This is a genomic window from Achromobacter sp. GQ309, assembly GCF_059759315.1.
The window spans coordinates 226917-245908 of record NZ_JCAXDP010000004.1 but is presented as its reverse complement, the minus strand read 5'-3'; the positions used below and the strand labels follow the sequence as shown (position 1 = coordinate 245908).

Below are 18992 nucleotides of genomic sequence, written 5' to 3'. Positions count from 1 at the left end.
AAGGCAATGTAACCGAACTTCCCGCAGCCTAAACGGCAAATTCGCCCCTCCTGACCCGCTAATTGTGGCTTTCGGAAATAGGCGCGTTGCTAGGAAAGCCGGTGGGCAGTCCGCGCCAAAGTGCCTCTGAATCACCGGATCTACGGGGAAACCCGATATAAAACTTTGCGCGACGCCCATGATCCCGCGTTATGCACAGGGCCGGATGCGATGGCGCGCTTTCTCGGGTTTTTCCATTTAGATCAGTGGGTTGCATGCCGGGACGAGGCCAATGCAACGCGGCGCTAGACGGCCAGACCGCGGTTTCCGATCCGCCTGAGCGCGGGCATGCTTGCGCCTTCGGCCTTGAACGCGCCTCCGCGTGGCGGCCCCTTCGCGAGAATTCTGGAGATCTCCGTGACCCCCTCTTCCCCGTCCCGCAAAATGGGCCTGGCCGTCGCCCAGATGGGCGCCGTCAATCTGGCCGACACCCGCGCGGTGGTCGTGCGCCGCCTTGTCGAGATGATGCGCGAAGCCGCCGCCCGCCAGGCCGAATTCGTCGTGTTTCCCGAACTGGCGCTGACGACGTTCTTCCCGCGCTACTGGATGGACGACGCCGAAGCGGTGGAGCGCTATTTCGAAAAAACCATGCCGAACGCCGACGTGCAGCCGCTGTTCGACACGGCGCGCGAGCTGGGCATCGGCTTTTACCTGGGCTATGCCGAACTGACGCCGGAAGGCCGCCAGTTCAACACGGCCATCCTGGTGGACCGCAGCGCCAAGATCATCGGCAAGTACCGCAAGATCCACCTGCCGGGCCACTCGGACCACAAGGTCGACGCCCCCTTCCAGCATCTGGAAAAGAAGTTCTTCGAAGTGGGCGACCTGGGCTTTGGCGTGTGGGAGACCAACGACGTCAAGATCGGCATGTGCCTGTGCAATGATCGCCGCTGGCCCGAGACCTACCGCGTCATGTCGCTGCAAAGCGCCGAACTGATCGTGCTGGGCTACAACACGCCGTCGCTGAACATCCACTGGAACGAGCCCGCGCACCTGCGCACCACCACGCACGAGATCGTGCTGCAGGCCAGCGCCTACCAGAATGCGGTGTGGATCGGTGCGGCAGCCAAGTGCGGGCACGAGGACGGCCATCACATGATCGGCAGTTCGATGATCGTCGCGCCGTCCGGCGAGATCGTGGCCCGCGCCAGCGGCGAGGAAGACGAAGTCATCACCGCGCGCATCGACCTGGGAATGGGCCAGACTTTCCGCGACCACGTGTTCAACTTCGCCAAGCATCGCAGCCCGCATCACTACAAGCTCATCGTCGAGCGCACCGGCGCGGGCGATCCGCTGCCCCGGCCCGACGTGGATTGACGCCGTTCGCCTGCGGTAAGCGACCCATTGCCCGCGTCATCGCGGGCAATTTTCTTTTGGCGGCCGCGCCCCGCACGCTGCTAGACTGCCCGAGGCCCCTTGATTGACCGACCACGCAGGCAACGATCCGATGCGCTTAATCGACACCGAACAGACCCGCAACGCCCTGTCCTTCGACACCGTCATCCCCGCCCTGCGGGACGCCTTCCGCGAAGACGCCACGGTGCCCGCCCGCCACGTGCACGCCATCCAGTCCGGCAACGCGCACGGCACCTCGCTGATCATGCCGGCGTGGAGCGACCGCGGGTATTTTGGCGTGAAGATCATCAACATCTTTCCCGAGAACACGCATCAGGGCCTGCCGGGCCTGCACGCCACGTACAACCTGTACAGCGCCACCACGGGCGTGCCCGTTGCGCAGGTCGACGGCGATATCGTCACCGTGTACCGCACTGCGGGTGCGGCGGCGCTGGGCGCGGACTACCTGGCGCGCGCCGATGCCCGCACGCTGCTGATCGTGGGATCCGGCCGCATTGCCGGCCTGGTGGCGCAGGCCATGCGCACGGTGCGCCCGATCCAGCGCGTGCTGGTGTGGAACGTTCGGCCGGCAGGCGCCGAGACGCTGGCGGCAACCCTGCGCGAGCAGGGCTTCGATGCGCAGGCGGTCACTGACCTGCAGGCAGCCGCCGGGCAGGCCGACATCGTCAGCTGCGCCACGCTGTCCACCGAACCGCTTATCCACGGCGCGTGGCTGCGCCCCGGCACGCATTTGGATCTGATCGGCAGCTTTAAGCCGGAAATGCGCGAGACGGACCCCGCGTGCTTTGACGGCACCACCGTCTATGTCGATACCGACGAGGCGCCGACCAAGTCCGGCGACCTGCTGTCGGCATTCGACGCCGGCGTGCTGACGCGCGAAGGCATCAAAGGCAACCTGCACCAGCTCGCCAAAGGCGAGGCCCCCGGACGGCGCAACGACCAGGAGATCACGGTATTCAAGGCGGTGGGCAGCGCGCTGGAAGACCTGACGCTGGCGACGCTGGTGTACGAATCCGTGCGGGACGCGTAGCGGACCGTCACGTGCCCGCCAGCTCCACCGGCAGATGCTCGCGCATGATCTCGATGAAGCGCCGCAGGCGCGCCGGCTGAAAGCGCGACGGCGCATAGACCAGGAAGACGGGCAGGGCGTCCGCACGCCACTGCGGCGCCAGGTGCACCAGGCGGCCGGCGGCCAGATCGGGTTGCATGGCCCACGCCGATCCCAGCGCCACGCCCAGCCCCTGGATGGCCGCGTTGCGCAGCGCGTGCAGGCCGTCGGTGGACAGGCGCGGCTGGATGTCGAAAGACTGTCTGTCGCCGCTGCCGCAGTGCGTGAGGGTCACCTCGGTGCGATAGAAGGTGCGCAACGCCAGCCATGGCAGGCGCGCCAGATCCGACGGATCCTGCGGAACCGGCCCGCCCGCAAGCAGGTCCGGTGACGCCACGACGATGCGCGGCACCTCGCCCAGCTTCACCGCAATCACTGACGGATCGGTCACCGCCCCGACGCGGATCGCACAATCCACGTTCTCGGCGATCAGGTCCGGCATGCGGTCATGCAGCAGCCATTCCACCCGCATGTTCGGATAACGCTTCAGATACTTCGCCAGCGGCTCGATGAACTGATCCTGGCCGAACACGTGCGGCGCCACCACACGCAGCATTCCGGCCGGGTCATCGTCCGCGCCGCGCACCTCGCTCTCGAAGGATTGCCAGCTGGCCAGCAGCTCCTTGCCGCGCTCGTAGCAGCGCTGGCCGTCTTCGGTCAGGCGGATGGCGTGGGTGGAGCGCTTCAACAGGCGTACGCCCATGGTGCGTTCCAGCAGTTGCAGGCGGCGGCTGACGGTAGGCTGAGTGCCGCCCATCTGGGCGGCGGCGGCGGACAGGCTGCCGGCCTCGACGATGCGCACGAAGGTTTCGATCAGCAGCATGCGGTCGGTGCCGGCTGCGGCGGGGAGGGCGGAGGCGGTCATACGCCTATCGTATAACGTCTGTACCCGAAGGTCGGCTACCAAAACCCCGGCGGCACGCCCAGAATCTGCCCCGTACCCAAAGCCACCGGACACCACCATGTCATCCCCCACTTCCCACCCCTCCCTATCGCGCGGCCTCGTCTTCCTGCTGGCCGTGGGCGCCGGCCTGGGCGTCGCCTCCCTTTACTACAGCCAGCCGATGCTTGGCGTGCTGGGCGCGGATATCCACGCCAGCGCAGAAACGCTGGGCTGGATTCCGACGCTGACGCAGTTGGGCTACGCCTTCGGCATCCTGATGCTGGCGCCGCTGGGCGACCGCTATGACCGCAAGCGCATCATCCTGATCAAGGCGGCAGTGCTGGCCCTGGCGCTGCTGCTGGCCGGCGCGTCGCCGACGATCGGCCTGCTGCTGGCCGCCAGCTTCGCCATCGGCCTGTCCGCCACGCTGGCGCAGGACATCGTCCCGGCCGCCGCGCATCTGGCCCCGGCCGACCAGCGCGGCAAGATCGTCGGCACCGTCATGACGGGCCTGTTGCTGGGCATCCTGCTGTCGCGGGTGGTCAGCGGCTTCGTAGCGGAGCAGTTCGGCTGGCGCATGATGTTCGCGGCCGCCGCCGTCAGCATCGTGGCGCTGGGCGCGGCCCTGTGGCGCGGCCTGCCGCGGTTCGAGCCGTCGACGCGGCTGGCCTACAGCGCGTTGCTGGGTTCGCTGCTGACGCTGTGGCGCCAGCACCCCGGTCTGCGCCGCGCCGCCACCGCGCAGGGTCTGCTGTCCTTGGGCTTCAGCGCCTTCTGGTCGACGCTGGCAGTGATGCTGCACGACGCGCCGTTTCACCTGGGCGCGGGCGCTGCCGGCGCGTTCGGTCTTGCCGGCGCCGCGGGCGCCCTGGCCGCGCCGCTGGCTGGCCGCGTGGCCGATACACGGGGGCCGCTGGCGGTCGCCAGCCTGGGCGCAGGCCTGACGATGGTGTCGTTTGCCGCGATGATCTTCCTGCCCTTCCTGCCCACGCATGCCGCGCTGTGGCTCATCGGCGGCGCCGCGGTCGGCTTCGACCTGGGCATCCAGACCTCGCTGATCGCGCATCAAAGCATCGTCTACGGCATCGATCCGGCCGCCCGCAGCCGCCTGAACGCCATCCTGATGACGGGCGTCTTCATCGGCATGGCCGCCGGCGGCGCACTGGGCAGCCTGGCGCTGGCCCACTGGGGCTGGACCGGCGTGACGCTGACCGCAGCCGGCGCCGCGGCCGCCGCCCTGGCCCTGCGCCTGTGGCCCGCCAGCAACCGCAACGGCGAGGCCAGCCGCTACGCGGCGTGAGGATCGGGCCGGCGTATCACCACGCCGGCCCTTGCCGCTACACCAGCACCGACACCGTCTGCGTGTTGGTGTATTCCAGCAGTCCGTCCAGCGCGTTTTCCACCCCCACGCCCGACTGCTTGTGCCCGCCAAAGGGCACGTCGGGCGACATGACGTGGATGTGGTTGATCCACACGGTGCCGGTCTCCAGCCGCCGCGCAATCGATTGCGCCAGGGCCACATCCTTGGACCACACCGAACCGCCCAATCCGTACTCGGTGTCGTTGGCCCGCCGGATCACCTCATCGATATCGCGGTACTTCAAGAGCGGCAGCACCGGCCCGAAGGCCTCTTCGACCACGCTGCGCGCATCGTCGGGCGGATTGTCCAGGATGGTGACCGGCACGAAGTAGCCCTTGCCCTCCGGCACCTCGCCTCCCGTCAGAAAGCGCACGCCGGTCCGGTGCGCGTCGGAGATCAGGTCCTTCACGCGTTCGAACTGCGCGCGGTTCTGGATGGGGCCGAGTCCGGTGCCGGGCTGCGAACCGTCACCCACGACGACGTTGTGCGCCTCGCCCGCCAGCGCGTCGGCAAACGCGTCATAGATGGACTCGTGCACGTACAACCGCTTGGTCGCCAGGCAATACTGCGACGAATTGCGGAACGCGCCCCAGAACAGCTTGGCCGCCGTTTCCTTCACATCGACATCGGGCAGCACGATGGCCGCGTCGTTGCCGCCCAGCTCCAGCGTCACCCGCTTGAGCCGGCTTGATGCGCTTTGCATGACGCGGCGGCCAGTCACGGTGGAGCCGGTGAAGGCGATCTTGTCGATGCCGGGATGCTCGGTCAGCCACGGCCCAAGACGGTCGCCGCCGCTGACCACGTTCAGCACGCCGGGCGGCAGCAGGCCGCGAAACAGTTCGCCCATCTTCAATGAGGTCAGCGGCGTGTACGGCGAGGGCTTGAGCACCACCGTGTTGCCGGCCAGCAGCGCGGGCGCGATCTTCCATATGGCCAGCGTCATCGGAAAATTCCACGGCGCAATGGCGGCGACCACGCCGATGGGCACGCGACGCGTTTCGAACCGATGGCCTGCGCCGCTGTCGTGATGCGCCACCGGCAGATCGCGCGCGGCAAAGGCGCGCAGCCAGGCAACGCAGCGGCCCACTTCTGCGCGCGCGTCCGCGTGCGGCTTGCCTTGCTCGCGCGTCAACAGACGCATGAAGCCGTCGGCGTGCTGTTCAAGTGCATCGGCCATCTTGCGCAGCGCCGCCTGGCGCTCGCCGATAGGGCGGTCGCGCCAGGGGCCGAACGCCGCGCGGGCCGCCGCGATGGCGGCGTTCAACTGGTCCAGCGACGCATCGGGCACGGCCGCGATGCGCTCCTCGGTGGCCGGGTTGAGCACGTCGAAGGTCTGCGGCGACGTCTCCGCGCGGCCGTTCACCGTCATCGTGTAATCGGAATCCAGATTGATGCTCATGGTTGTGTTGCCTGTTCAAGAGTGACCGGGGATGCTTCAGGAACCGTGCCGTCGGTGGGCGTGAGCAGCAGCCGGCCCACCACGCGGCCCGCGGCCAGATCCGCCAGCGCGGACTGCGCGTTGTCCAGGCAGCGGCACGCGGTCGGAATGGCGATGGGTTTGCGTTCGCGCACCAGCGCCATCAACGCGCGCAGTTCGTCCAGGTTGCCGATGTACGAACCCTCGATGCTGATGGCGCGCATGGGCACCAGCGCGGGCGACAGCGACAGCTCGCCGCCAAAGAGGCCCACCAGGATGAGCTGGCCGCCCTTGGTCAGCAGGTCCAGGCCCAGTTGCACGGTGCTGGCCGCGCCCACGCAGTCGATCACGGCCCACACCGCGCCCGCCGCCTGCCGAACCTGCGCGGCGGCATCGGCTGCGCCGGGGTCGATGACCGCATGCGCGCCCGCGGCCAGCGCCGCGCCCCGGCGCGCGCCGTCCGGCTCCACCACGACGACGTTGCCGCATCCCATCGCGCGCAGCAGCGTGACGCCCATCAAGCCCAGCCCGCCCGCGCCGATCACCACCACCGATTCCTCGGCCAGCACGTCCTCGGGAATCTTGCGGATGGCGCTGTACGTGGTCAGGCCCGAGCACGCATAGGGCGCGGCCTGTTCGGGCCGCAGTTCGCCGATATCGACCAGGTAGCGCGCGTGCGGGGCCACGATGTGATCGCTGTAGCCGCCGGGGCGGAAGATGCCCAGAAAGCGCGGCGACGCGCACAGGTTCTCGCGGCCGCGTCGGCACACCTTGCAGTCGCCGCAGCCGATCCAGGGATAGACGAGGTAACGCTGCCCCGGCTGCACGTCCCCCGGCACGTCCGGCCCGGTGGCAACGACTTCGCCCACGGTCTCGTGCCCCAGCGTCAGCGGTAGCGTCACGCCGCGCTGCTGCATGCTCAGCCGCTTGCTGCCGCCCAGGTCGTACGAGCCTTCCCAGGTGTGGACGTCGGTGTGGCAGACGCCCGCGGCCAGCACGCGCAGCAGCACCTCGCTGCCCTGCGGCGCGGGCGTCGCGCGTTCGGCGCGCGCCAGCGGTTCGCCAAACGCCGTGACCTGATAGCTGATCATTCCGCGCCTCCGGACTTGGCGAGCGCGCAGCCGCCCTTGTCCAGCGGACGGAACGCCACGTTGCCGGGAATCACCGCAACCTGCTTGTACAGGTCCCACTCGCTCTTGGAGTCCGCCGGCTTCTTCACTTCAAACAGGTACATGTCGCGCACCACGCGGCCGTCCACGCGCAGCTTGCCGTCCTTCGTCATGAAGTCGTTGATCGGCATCTCGCGCATCTTCGCCATGACGGCGTCGGCGTCCTTGGTGCCCGCCGCCTTGACCGCGTTCAGGTAGTGCGTGACGGCGCCATACGTGCCCGCCTGCGTCATGGTGGGCTTGCGGCCAACCTTGTCCTGAAAGCGCTGCGACCATGCGCGCGTGGCGTCGTTCTGATCCCAGTAGAAGGCTTCGGTCAGCAGCAGCCCCTGGCCCAGCGGCAGGCCGATGGATTTGACGTCGGACAGGAAGGCCAGCAGCGCCACCAGCCGCTGCGAGCTGCCCGGCCGGCCGATGCCGAAGTCCGCGGCCTGCTTGATCGCGCTGATGACGTCGTTGCCGCCCAGCGCCAGGCCGATAATGCCGGCCTTGGAGCTTTGCGCCTGCAGCAGGTACGAGCTGAAGTCGGGCGTGTTCAGCGGCGAGCGCACCGCGCCCAGCACCTTGCCGCCGTTGCGTTCGATCACCGCCGACGCATCGCCCTGCAACGCGTAGCCGAACGAATAGTCCGCCGTCATGAAGAACCAGTTCTTGCCGCCCTGTTCCGTGACGGCCGCACCGGTGCCGTTGGCCAGGGCGTAGGTGTCGTAGGTCCAGTGCACCGTGTAGGGCGAACACGCCTTGCCCGTCAGTTCGGACGTGGACGCGCTGGTCACCATGACGACGCGTTTCTTCTCGCGGCCCAGTTCGCTGATCGCCAGCGCCAGCGCGGACGTCGGCAGGTCGGTGATCATGTCCACCCCGTCCTGGTCGAACCACCGGCGCGCGGCGGCGCTGGCCACGTCCACCTTGTTCTGCCCGTCGGTAAAGACCAGCTCGATCGGCTTGCCCAGCACCGAGCCGCCGAAGTCCTGCACCGCCATGCGCGCGGCCTCGACCAGCCCCTTGCCGCCGATGTCCGAGTACGCCGAACTCATGTCGGCCATGATGCCTATCTTCACGGGAGCCGCAGCGTTCTGCGCGTGCGCGCCGCTTGCGGCCAGGATCGCGCCCGCCAGCGCGAACGTCAGTTTGGGGATTGCCATGGACTTGTCTCCGTTATCGGTTTACGCCGTCTTTGCGGCGGTGTGCGTATTGCTCCGGGGAGCGTCCTTTTGTATCGTAGGCACGCGATTTCGCCTTCGTCCAAAGCGACGATTTTTCGCGCGCATCGCGGGTTTTCCCGCAACGATCCCCGCAAACCGCAGTCCTCGAACAGGCAGCCCATGCGTCATTCGTTCTCGATGGAACACGCGCTGGCCAGCGGCAAGCTCAATGCCCCGGCCGCGCATGGCGATCACGTCGCCCGGCTTGCGCTGTGCGAGGCGATCTGCCGTCCGGAAGGACCCAAGGTGGTGGTGGCGCGCGGCCCTGCGGGCTACGGCAAGACCACGTTGCTGGCGCAATGCCAGGCGCGTCTGCAAAGCGCGCCGATGCGCACCGCCTGGCTGACGCTGGACCGCGCCGACAACGACCTTTCGCGCTTTCTGCGTTGCCTGATGGCGGCGCTGGGTGCGCTGTCCGACGACGCCAGCGCGGCGTTCGCCGCCCACGATTCGGAGGACACGCTGGCGCTGGCGCTGGTCGAGGCCGTGGCGTCGCACGAGGCGCCGTTCGCCCTGGTGCTGGACGAGTTCGAAGCCATCACCGCCCCCGCAGTGCTGGACCTGGTGCAGGACCTGATCGGGCGCCTGCCCGCGCACGGCCGGCTGTTGATCGGCTCGCGGCACACGCCCGGACTGGCGCTGGGCCGCTTGCGCGCGGCCAATCAGCTGCTGGAGATCGACACCGCGCAACTGTGCTTTTCGGTGGACGAGGCCACGCAGTTCTTCGCGCGCCGCCAACCCATGCTGACACCTGCCGAGGTCGAGCTGCTGCATCGCAAGACCGAGGGCTGGGCGGCCGCGCTGTGCTTGGCGTCCGCCTCGCTCGCGCGGCAGCCGTCGGCCGCCGCCTTCATCGAACGGTTCTCCGGCAGCGACCAGTCCGTGGCCGACTATCTGGCGCAGGACGTGCTGGCCAGCCAGACGCCCGCGCTGCGGCGCTTCCTGCTGCGCACCAGCATCCTCAAGCAGCTCAGCGCGCCGCTGTGCCAGGCCCTCGTGCCCGACCTGGACTGCGCGGACCTGCTGCAGCAACTGGAAGACGGCCACGTGCTGCTCACGCGCACCGCCACCGACGAACGTCATTACCGCTATCACAGCCTTTTCGCCAGCTACCTGCAGTCGCAGCTACGCGCGCAGGCGCCGGGCGACATCGCGCACCTGCACCTTGCGGCCTCGCGCTGGTATGAGGCGCAGGGCCGGCCCGTGCCGGCCATCGACCACGCCATCGACGGCGGCGACTTCCGCCGAGCGCTAGCGCTCTTGCAGACGCACGCCGAGCCGCTGCTGGCCGAGGGCCGGATGCGCCTCTTGTCGCGCTGGCTGGGCCAGTTGCCCGCCGCCGTGCTTGCCACGCGGCCGCTGCTGCAGGCCATGCAGATATGGGCCACCTGTTTCACGCGCGGCCCCGGCGAGGCGTCCGCCTTGATGGCGGACCTGAAGCTGGCCGGCAGCGCCGATCCCGCGGTGCAGGCGCACGTGCGCGCGCTGCAGCCGCTGCTGTTGTCCATGATGGATCGCCAGGAAGAAGCCTACGCCGCCGGGATGCCCAGCGTCGCCTCGCTGGGAGACGCCCTGTCGTTCACCGACACCGCGCTGGCCAACGCCATGGCCAACGTCAGCGCCGTCCTGGGCCGCTACCACGAAGCGCGCGCGCTGCTGGACACCGCGCGGCGCGCGCAAAGCCGCAGCGCCAGCACCTTCAACCTGATGTACTCGGAAGCGGTCGAGGGCATCATCGACCTGCAGGAAGGGCGCATGCGCCAGGCGGGCGCGCGCTTTCGCATGGCGGTGCGCGCCACGCGCAAGGGCGCCTACGGACAGGCCAACGGCAACGCCTGGGCCGGCGTGCTGTATGCCGCGTGGGTGTATGAGACCGGCGACCTCGCGCAGGCTGCCCGGCTGCTGCAGGTCTATGTGCCGCTGGGGCGCGACGTCGGCTTGCCGGACCATCTGATCCTGGGCTATCTGATGCAGGCGCGTGTGGCGTTCTATGAAGGCGATGCCGAACAGACCTTCTACCTGCTGGGCGAACTCGAGTATCTGGGCCACCAGCGCGGCCTGCCGCGCATCGCGGCCAGCGCCCGCGTCGAGCGCGCGCGCGTGCTGCTGATGCAGGGCCATCCGCAGGCCTCGCGCGACGAACTGCTGCGCGCCGATGACGCCGACCTGTGGCGCCGCGTGGAAGCGCTGCGGCTGCCGGCCAACGACCTGTTGTATCCGCGGCTGGGACGTTTGCGGTGCGCGGCGTATGACGGCGATCCCGCCGCCGCGCTGCGTGAACTGGATCAGGACATCGCAAAGGCGTTGGCAGCGCGGCGCGTGCGGCGCGCATACAAGCTTCAGTTGTTTCGCGCGGTGGCGCTGTCGCGGATGCAGGACGATGGTGCGGCCGCCGCGCAGCTTGCGCCGCTGTTGCAGACGGCGCAATCCGAAGGCCTGTGCCGCGTGCTCGTGGATGAGGGCGCGGCGCTGGCCGGCCTGTTGCAACGCCATGCCGCGTCAGCGGCCGGCAATGCGTGGTTGGCGTCAGAGGGCGCGCGTGCGTGGTGGCAGCGCTACCTGGCGCAGGTCGGTCCCTACGCAGCCGCTCCGATCACACCGGCCGCCGAATCGCCGTGCGCGGAAGGCCTTACGCCCAAGGAGCTGCGCGTGCTGCGCCTGTTGGCCGAGGGTCATTCCAACAGCGCCATCGCGCGGCAGCTCTTCGTTTCCGAGAGCACCGTGCGCACGCATCTGCGCCACCTGAACGTCAAGCTCAGCGCCGACAGCCGGACGCAGGCGGTGGCGCGGGCCCGCAGCGCGGGCCTGCTCTGACCGAGCCGGGAGTGACTCGGTCCAACGCGGCCCGGCCTGACGCGGCGCGCCAATCGCGGCACGCGCGGACCTGACTTATTCCGGCGTGTTGATCTGATCCGCCGAGATGATCTCCGCCACCAGCACCTGCCCCGGACCGTCCAGGTAATACTCCTCCTTGGCCGGCTCGCGAAGCTTCATGTAGGCGTCCTCGCCGATCTGCATGGTGTGGCCGGCAGCCAGCTCAGCGCCGCTTTCCAGCATGTAGCCCATGATGTTGTTGAACATGGTCGAGTACATCTCGCCCTCGTCATGGCCCGTCGCGAGCGCCGCGAAATCCGGCAGGCCGAACGCATCGCCGCCATAGGTGCGCATCCACACGCCCTGCACGCCTTCCACTTCATACTTCACGAAGCCGCAATACAGCATGTTCAGCGGCAGCGTGCGCAGGAGGTCCATGCTTTCGTCGCCCAGCGACTCGTCGGCAAACACGCCGGCCGGCAGCGACGTGTGCGCATGCTCGTTCAGCACCGCCAGCGCCTTGAAATTAGCCAACGCCCCCGCCACCGCGGCCATCGCCACGTACTGCTCCAGCGGATCGGTCTCGTAGCCCGCGTAATACAGGATGATGTGGCTCACATGCGCGCGGACCTCGTCCTTCACCGTGGCCGGATAGTGAGACGGCGCCACGCAGGTTTCCAGCGCGTCCTTGGGGTAGGGCGCATTGAAGCCCACCAGACGCACGACGTGCTTGTCCCAGCCGACCATGCCCAGGAATTCCGGCATGTCGGGCGCGATTTCGGCTCGGGCCTGTTGCATCGTCGGGTGATACGCGCGCAGCGCATCGGTCAGCGCCGCCTCGGAAATCGCCAGCGGCGCGGCGAACAGGACCTGCAGGCTCAACGGCTGCGCGATGTCCGGATTCGCCAGCAGGGCGTTGGAATCCGCGGAATCGGCGGCGTCGGTGGAGGCTTCCTTGCGGCCGAAGAAACGGGAGAAGAGGCTCATGCGTGTCCAGGGTTCAAAATAAAAACGGGGACAGTATAAGGATCCCGCTGGCGCATGCATCGCCGAGGTCGCCATTGGATACATCTTCGCGCGCCCGCTACTCCTCGAATCCGCGCGTCCCCACCGTCTCGACCACGAAATCAATGAAGGACTTGATGCGCGACGAGATCGCGGTATTCCGGTAGTACACCGCGTTGATCGGCTGCCGCACTTCCAGCAACTGCTTCACAAACAGCGGCTGCAACGCGCCGCTTGCGCGGTCGCCGCGCGTCATGAAGTCGGACAGGCACACGATGCCGCCATCGTTCAGCGCCAACTGGCGCAGCGTCTCGCCGCTGTGGGCGCGCACCTGCGGCTTGATATGCACGGGCTGCCCGTCCGCATCCAGCAGCGGCCATTCATTCAGCGGTTCCAGCTGGGCAAAGCCCAGCAGCACATGCGAGGCCAGATCCGCTGCGCGCCGCGGCGTGCCGTGCCGCGCCAGATAAACCGGGCTGGCCAGCACACGCACGCGGCTCGTGCCCAGCGCCACCGCGTGCAGCGACGAATCCTTCAGACGCCCGATGCGAAACGCCAGATCGGTGCGCCGCTCCAGCAGGTCGATGTTGCCTTCGTTGCTGGTGAGTTCCAGCTCCACCTGCGGATAGCGCTTGCGATAGGCCGGCACCAGCGGCGCGATGACGTGCAGCATGAAGGGCGACGCCGCATCCACGCGCAAAAGGCCCGCGGGCTGGTTGCGGCGCAGGTTCATCAGCTCTTCGGCCTCCTCGACCGACGCGATGATCCGGCGCGCCTGCTCCAGGTAGGCCTTGCCTTCTTCGGTCAGCGCCAGCCGCCTTGTCGTGCGCCGCATCAGCGTGGTCTGCAGCTTTTCTTCCAGCCGGCTCATGGTGCGGCTGGTGGCGGAGATGGTCTGGCCCAGCACGTCGGCGGCGGCGGTGATGGAGCCGCTGTCCACGATGGCGATGAAGACCTGCATTTCGTCGAGGGTGGTTTTCATATTTGACGTTTTATCAAAAGTATTTCGCCGATACCGGTATTTTTCCGCAAGGATACGGCGGGCACACTACGTCCATTCCCGAACACTGCACGTTCGGCCACGCACACCCCCAGGAGTTTTACATGAGCATCCCCGCCTTTGGCGTCGGCACCTTCCGTCTGCAAGGCCAGACCGTCATCGATTCCGTGCGCAACGCGCTGGACGTCGGTTACCGCGCCATCGACACCGCGCAGATCTACGAGAACGAAGCCGACGTCGGCCAGGCCATCGCCGAGTCCAACGTGGCCCGCGAAGACCTGTTCATCACCACCAAGATCTGGGTGCCCAATTACGCGAAGGACAAGCTCGTCCCCAGCCTGAAGGACAGCCTGGCCAAGCTGCGCACCGACTACGTGGACCTGACGCTGATCCACTGGCCCGCGCCGGACAACGGCGTTTCCGTCGACGAATTCATGACCGCGCTGGCCGACGCCAAGGCGCAAGGTCTGACCCGCCAGATCGGCATTTCCAACTTCCCCATCGCGCAAACGCGCGCCGCCATCGCCGCCGTCGGCCGCGAAGAGATAGCCACCAACCAGATCGAGCTCAGCCCCTATCTGCAGAACCGCACGCTGACCGCTTTCCTGAAGGAACAGGGCATTCACGTCACCTCGTACATGACGCTGGCATACGGCAAGGTGCTCAAGGATCTGGTCATCGGCCAGATCGCGCAGCGCCACGAAGCCACGCCCGCGCAGGTCGCGCTGGCCTGGGCCCTGCAACTGGGCTATGCCGTGATCCCGTCGTCGACCAAGCGCGACAACCTGGCCAGCAACCTGCTCGCCCAGGACCTGCGCCTGACGGACGAAGACATGGCGCAGATCGCCGCGCTGGAACGCAACGGCCGCGAAGTCAGCCCGGAAGGGTTGGCCGCGGAATGGGATTAACCCGAAGCGGACAGAACCGAACGCGACTGAACTGAACGGAATTCAACCATGCACACGACTGATCCGCTGTTCCAACCCCTGGCGCTGGGCAGCCTGACGCTGCCCAACCGCATCGTCATGCCGCCGATGACACGCTCGCGCGCCACGCAGCCCGGCGATTGCGCCAACGCGCTGATGGCGCGCTATTACGCGCAGCGCGCCGGCGCCGGCCTCATCGTCAGCGAGGGCACGTACATTTCGCCGATGGGCAAGGGCTACGCCGGCACGCCCGGCCTATGCACGACCGCCCAGGTGGCCGGCTGGCGCGGCGTGACCGACGCCGTCCACGCCGCCGGCGGTCGCATCTACGCCCAGCTCTGGCACGTGGGCCGGCTGAGCCACACCAGCCTGCTGGGCGGAAAGGCGCCGGTGTCGTCGTCTGCGATTCAGGCAGAGGGCGTCAACGTCTTCATCCAGAACGAAGACGGCAGCCCCAACTTCGTGCAGGCCTCGGCGCCGCGCGCGCTGTCGGCAACGGAGATCCAGGGCATCGTCGAGGAATACCGCCAGGCCGCGCGCAACGCGATCGCGGCCGGGTTTGACGGCGTCGAGCTGCACGCGGCCAACGGCTATCTGGTCAATCAGTTCCTGGATTCCGAGGCCAACAACCGCACCGACGCGTACGGCGGCTCGCTGGAAAACCGCATCCGCTTCCTGGACGAAGTGGCGCGCGCGCTGGTCGAAACCCTGGGCGATCCGGCCCGCGTCGGCATCCGTCTGGCGCCGCTCACGACGCTGAACGGCTGCGTGGATGCGGACCCCGTCGCCACGTACACCGCGGCCGCCAAGCGCATGGGCGAGATCGGCGTGGGCTACATCCACATCGCCGAAGCCGACTGGGACGACGCCCCCGACATGCCGCTGTCTTTCAAAGAGGCGCTGCGCCGCGTGTATCCCGGCGTGCTGATCTACGCCGGCAAGTACACGGCCGAGCGCGCACGCGATGCGCTGCAGGCAGGCTGGGCGGATCTGATCGCCTTCGGCCGGCCATTCGTGGCGAACCCGGACCTGCCCGACCGCCTGCGCAACGACGTACCGCTGGCCGAGCATGACAGGAACACATTGTTCGGCGGCGATGCGCGCGGGTTGACGGACTATCCGGTGTCCGGGGCGCGGTAAATCCACACGCCCCAAACGAAGCCGCCCGCGCGCCAGAATTGGCGCGCGGGCGGTAAGCCGTCATCCGGCCGGTTTACTGGGCTTCGTAGCGCGGCGAGCGCGGCCCGTACAGCATGCCGCCAGGCGTGCCGGCGCTGAGCAGTTGCGCGTTCGTCATGCCGGCCACACTGTAGCTGCGGTCCGTCAGGTTGTTGACCACCTGATCCACCACGGCCTGAACCAGCATGCCGATCAGGCCGCCGTTGCTGTTGTTGTTGGCATGCACCACCTGCTTGGAGCCGCTCCAGAGCTTGGCGCCGTTGCGCAGGTCGAGCAATTCAGCGTCGATCGAGACCGTGACGGTGCTGGCCAGGACGGCGTAGCTGGCGCCGTACTGCTTGACCGTCATGTACAGCGCCGCATCGGCGCCGAAGATCTCGCGCAGCTTCACGGCGGGCAGCTCGTGGATGTCGTCGGGCGAAGTCAGGCCGTTCTGCTTGAACGTTTCTTCCATGACGCCAACCGGAATCACGTAGTAGCCGGATTCGGCGAGCGGGCGCGTGGCCTGCGACAGCACGGCCGCGGTGGCCGACACGTCGACCGACGTATTCAGCGGCGGCAGCACCAGGATCGACGCCGGCTTGCTTTCGCGAAACGCGGTGTAGTCGACGTTGTTTTGGGGCGGCGCCACGCAGCCGGTCAGCAGCGCCACGATGGCCACGAGGCCGGCGCGCATGAGTTTGTTCATCATCACGATCCCTTCTTCAACGTGCCGGCCTCGGCGGGCGCGGCCGGCGCGGCGGCAGCGGGTTTGACCGAAGCGGGCGAACCTGCGGCGGGCGATCCCGCGGCGGGCGAACCCGCAGCCACCGTACCTGCCGCCTGCGCGGCAACCGTCTGCAGCTTGCCCGCGTTGCGCAGCAGGAAGTCCATGAACGGCGCGGCTTCCGGGAAGGCCGCCTTCTCGCCCTGCATCTGCTCGACGCCCTTGTCGCCGTCGCCCATCTTCATGTAGAGCATGCCCAGATGCGCACGGAAACCGGGCGGCAGTTCGGCGTTGGACGCGCGCGCCGTCTCGATGTTCTGTTCCATGGCGAGCGTCTGGGTCGCGTAATCGCCGCCGTCGTCCTTCAGGTAGGAATAGACCGAGCCCTGATAGGACTGCCAGCTATACATGGACTTGGGCTGCTGCACGCAGGCCGACAGCACGCCGGCAAGGGCGGCGATCGCCAGTGCGCGGCCCGCGCGCGCGGCGCCCGTGCGAGGTTGGTGGGTATGAATGGTCATCCCGGCCTCCGTCAGTTGCGGGCGGGCTGCCAGGCGCCCTGTTCGATGCCGTCGACCAGGCGGTCCACGGCTTCACGGATGGCCAGGTCCAGCACCTTGCCGTTCAGCGTGGAGTCGTAGCCGGCGGTGCCGCCAAAGCCCACGACTTCACGGTTGGACAGGCTGTATTCGCCGGCGCCGGACGCGGAATAGACCACTTCCGAGGTCGTGGCATCCACCACGTTCAGGTCGACCTTGGCGTAGGCCACCTGTTCCTTGCCGCGGCCCAGGATGCCGAACAGTTGCTGGTCGCCGGTGACCTTGCGGCCGAAGGCCGTCACGTCGCCCGTGACGACGTAGCGCGCGCCCTTGATCTGGGCGGCCTTCTTGTTGAACGCGGCTTCCTGGGCGATTTCGGACAGGTTGTCGCGGTCCATCACCTGGAATCGGCCGCTGCGCTGCAGGTGGCTGACCAGGATCGTCTTGGCTTGGCCGCCCAGGCGGTCCACGCCGTCCGAGAACACGCCGCGCAGGTAATTGGTGCGGTTGTCGAACTTGCCGACGGAAATGGGGCTGCGCACGCCCGCGTACGGCTTGCTGGCCGCCGCGACGGCCGGCACGGCCACGGCTTGGGAACGCTCGGTGGCGCAACCCGCCACCACGGTGGACAGCAAGGCCAATGCCCCGATCTTTACAACCTTGTTCAACATCTTTTTCTCCAGGCCGCTCCTGGCGCCATTTGCGGCGGGCGGCATCCGTCCATTGAATTGAACCCGGAGTATATGTACTGAATTACTTAGATACTATTTGAAATAAAGCCCAAATTCGGGTCCTTTTTGACGCTCAACAAGGAAACTGCGGATTACCGCCTAACCAATAAGTATGGTTTTCGGGCGCCCGACGCCCAGCGCGGCGGCGCCGGGCCATACACTGCCTCATCGCAGCGCGCGCCAGCCTTTGCACGGCCCTTCGGTCAGCGCGCCAACGACGGGAGCCCCTCCTGGTATGAACGATCCAACGCCCGACGATCCCTCCTGGCTGCGCCCGCGGTTTCTCCTGGCGGTCGTCCTGACCGGCCTGTTCGCCGGTCTGGGCGGCATGCTGCTCGGCATGTTGCTGCACGCCGTCCAGCACCTGGCGTACGGCTACGGCGGCGGCCACATCATCAGCCACGAATCCTTTCTTGAAGGCGTGCAGGCCGCCAGCGGCCCGCGCCGCGTGCTGGCGCTGGTGCTGTGCGGCCTGGCGGCCGGCGGCGGATGGTGGCTGATCTATCGCTATGGCCGTCCCCTGGTCAGCGTCAAGAAGGCGGTGTCAGACCCCACGCAAGCCATGCCCCCGGCGACAACGATGGCGCACGCCATCCTGCAGATCATCACGGTGGGCCTGGGCTCGCCGCTGGGACGCGAGGTGGCGCCGCGCGAAGTCGGCGCGCTGGCGGGCGGCCGGCTGGCCGCGCTGCTGCGGCTTGCCCCCGCGCAGCACCGGATCGTCATCGCCTGTGGCGCTGGCGCGGGGTTGGCCGCCGTCTACAACGTGCCGCTCGGCGCAGCGCTCTTCGTGCTGGAAGTCCTGCTGGGCTCGTTCGCCTGGCCCGCTGTCGTCGCGGCGCTCATTGCCTGCTGCATTGGCGCGGTGGTGGCCTGGGCGGGATTGGGCAACGACATCCAGTACGCCGTACCCGCCATGCAGATCAACGCCAGCCTCGTGGTTTGGGCGATCGCCGCCGGGCCGCTGTTCGGATGCGCGGCCCACGGCTGGCAGCGGCTGACCGCCGCGGCGCGCGCCCAGGCCGCCCGGGGCTGGCGATTGCCCGTGGCCTGCCTGGTCAACTTCACGATGATCGGCCTGCTTGCCATCTATCTTCCCGCGCTGCTGGGCAACGGCAAGGGGCCGGCGCAACTGAGTTTCGACAATGAACTGACCATCGCCCTGGCCGCCACGCTGGCCGTGATGAAGGTGGTTGTGGTCGCCTGCACGCTGCGCGCGGGCGCGGAGGGCGGCCTGCTCACCCCCGCCATCGCCGTCGGCGCATCAATGGCCGTCGTGCTGGGCGGCCTATGGAGCCTGGCCTGGCCCGATTCGCCGCCCGGCGCATTTGCCGTCGTGGGCGCCGCCGCCTTTCTGGCCTCGTCGATGCGCATGCCGCTCACCGCGGTGGTGCTGATCCTGGAATTCACCCGGGTCGACCAGGCCTTTCTTGTCCCCATCATCGTGGCCGTGGCCGGCTCGGTCCTGACCAGCCGCTACCTCGCCGCCCGAGGCGCGCGGCTTGCCGACGCCCCCGCCGCCGCGCGCACCGCTTCCTGAAATCCGGAGATCCGC

16 protein-coding genes are annotated in these 18992 nt (G+C 68.0%); 7 read left to right on the top strand and 9 right to left on the bottom strand.

Going from position 1 to position 18992, the window contains the following annotated elements; genetic code table 11:
• Positions 1-423 precede the first annotated feature (423 nt).
• Both AC6CIE_RS14410 and lhpI read left to right on the top strand, forming a co-directional pair.
• On the top strand, positions 424-1356 hold the full coding sequence (locus AC6CIE_RS14410; protein WP_175123973.1) for an N-carbamoyl-D-amino-acid hydrolase: 933 nt from the start codon (positions 424-426) through the stop codon (positions 1354-1356).
• 130 nt (positions 1357-1486) lie between these two features.
• Positions 1487-2425 carry a bifunctional Delta(1)-pyrroline-2-carboxylate/Delta(1)-piperideine-2-carboxylate reductase gene (lhpI, locus tag AC6CIE_RS14405; RefSeq protein WP_367353508.1) on the top strand — a complete coding sequence of 313 codons (939 nt, stop codon included), beginning with the start codon at positions 1487-1489 and terminating at the stop codon, positions 2423-2425.
• A 7-nt stretch (positions 2426-2432) separates the two neighbouring features.
• Here lhpI and AC6CIE_RS14400 read toward each other — a convergent pair whose 3' ends face one another.
• The gene (locus tag AC6CIE_RS14400; protein WP_367351292.1) at positions 2433-3368 is read right to left on the bottom strand and encodes a LysR family transcriptional regulator; all 936 of its coding nucleotides are present in this window, start codon (positions 3366-3368) and stop codon (positions 2433-2435) included.
• 97 nt (positions 3369-3465) lie between these two features.
• On the opposite strand from AC6CIE_RS14400, the gene AC6CIE_RS14395 reads away from it, so the two are divergent.
• On the top strand, positions 3466-4686 hold the full coding sequence (locus AC6CIE_RS14395; RefSeq protein ID WP_239215269.1) for an MFS transporter: 1221 nt from the start codon (positions 3466-3468) through the stop codon (positions 4684-4686).
• Between the two features lie 37 nt (positions 4687-4723).
• Here the strand turns inward: AC6CIE_RS14395 and AC6CIE_RS14390 are convergent, their stop codons facing one another.
• The 3 genes from AC6CIE_RS14390 to AC6CIE_RS14380 are packed head-to-tail and all read right to left on the bottom strand — an operon-like array spanning position 4724 to position 8477.
• Positions 4724-6145 carry an aldehyde dehydrogenase family protein gene (locus AC6CIE_RS14390; RefSeq protein ID WP_286940443.1) on the bottom strand — a complete coding sequence of 474 codons (1422 nt, stop codon included), beginning with the start codon at positions 6143-6145 and terminating at the stop codon, positions 4724-4726.
• Positions 6142-7254, bottom strand: coding sequence for an alcohol dehydrogenase (locus tag AC6CIE_RS14385; protein WP_498092596.1), 1113 nt, complete (start codon positions 7252-7254; stop codon positions 6142-6144). The genes AC6CIE_RS14390 and AC6CIE_RS14385 overlap by 4 nt, the downstream gene beginning before the upstream one ends.
• On the bottom strand, positions 7251-8477 hold the full coding sequence (locus AC6CIE_RS14380) for an ABC transporter substrate-binding protein (protein WP_239215266.1): 1227 nt from the start codon (positions 8475-8477) through the stop codon (positions 7251-7253). The genes AC6CIE_RS14385 and AC6CIE_RS14380 overlap by 4 nt, the downstream gene beginning before the upstream one ends.
• 180 nt (positions 8478-8657) lie before the next feature.
• On the opposite strand from AC6CIE_RS14380, the gene AC6CIE_RS14375 reads away from it, so the two are divergent.
• On the top strand, positions 8658-11351 hold the full coding sequence (locus tag AC6CIE_RS14375; RefSeq protein ID WP_498092594.1) for a winged helix-turn-helix domain-containing protein: 2694 nt from the start codon (positions 8658-8660) through the stop codon (positions 11349-11351).
• Positions 11352-11426: 75 nt separating this feature from the next.
• Here the strand turns inward: AC6CIE_RS14375 and AC6CIE_RS14370 are convergent, their stop codons facing one another.
• Together AC6CIE_RS14370 and AC6CIE_RS14365 are read right to left on the bottom strand one after the other, a co-directional pair.
• Positions 11427-12338 (bottom strand): DUF4261 domain-containing protein, encoded by a 912-nt coding sequence (locus AC6CIE_RS14370; RefSeq protein WP_498092592.1) that lies wholly within the window; start codon positions 12336-12338, stop codon positions 11427-11429.
• A gap of 97 nt (positions 12339-12435) precedes the next feature.
• Complete coding sequence (locus AC6CIE_RS14365; RefSeq protein WP_498092590.1) at positions 12436-13338, bottom strand: LysR substrate-binding domain-containing protein; 903 nt, start codon at positions 13336-13338, stop codon at positions 12436-12438.
• 122 nt (positions 13339-13460) lie between these two features.
• On the opposite strand from AC6CIE_RS14365, the gene dkgB reads away from it, so the two are divergent.
• Positions 13461-14264 carry a 2,5-didehydrogluconate reductase DkgB gene (gene dkgB / locus AC6CIE_RS14360; protein WP_498092588.1) on the top strand — a complete coding sequence of 268 codons (804 nt, stop codon included), beginning with the start codon at positions 13461-13463 and terminating at the stop codon, positions 14262-14264.
• A 48-nt stretch (positions 14265-14312) separates the two neighbouring features.
• Positions 14313-15422 carry an alkene reductase gene (locus AC6CIE_RS14355; RefSeq protein WP_498092586.1) on the top strand — a complete coding sequence of 370 codons (1110 nt, stop codon included), beginning with the start codon at positions 14313-14315 and terminating at the stop codon, positions 15420-15422.
• 73 nt (positions 15423-15495) lie between these two features.
• Here AC6CIE_RS14355 and AC6CIE_RS14350 read toward each other — a convergent pair whose 3' ends face one another.
• Genes AC6CIE_RS14350 through AC6CIE_RS14340 form a run of 3 tightly spaced genes read right to left on the bottom strand, consistent with a single transcriptional unit; the run spans position 15496 to position 17377 of the window.
• A complete protein-coding gene (locus tag AC6CIE_RS14350) occupies positions 15496-16152 on the bottom strand; it encodes a DUF799 domain-containing protein (protein WP_175123793.1) in 657 nt (218 codons plus the stop codon).
• Positions 16152-16688, bottom strand: a complete 537-nt coding sequence (locus AC6CIE_RS14345) for a DUF4810 domain-containing protein (protein WP_498092584.1) — start codon at positions 16686-16688, stop codon at positions 16152-16154. Before AC6CIE_RS14345 ends, AC6CIE_RS14350 begins: the two co-directional genes overlap by 1 nt.
• Positions 16689-16699: 11 nt before the next feature.
• A complete protein-coding gene (locus AC6CIE_RS14340; RefSeq protein WP_175123795.1) occupies positions 16700-17377 on the bottom strand; it encodes a CsgG/HfaB family protein in 678 nt (225 codons plus the stop codon).
• Between the two features lie 295 nt (positions 17378-17672).
• On the opposite strand from AC6CIE_RS14340, the gene AC6CIE_RS14335 reads away from it, so the two are divergent.
• Positions 17673-18977, top strand: a complete 1305-nt coding sequence (locus AC6CIE_RS14335; protein WP_498092582.1) for a chloride channel protein — start codon at positions 17673-17675, stop codon at positions 18975-18977.
• The last annotated feature ends 15 nt before the right edge of the window (positions 18978-18992 follow it).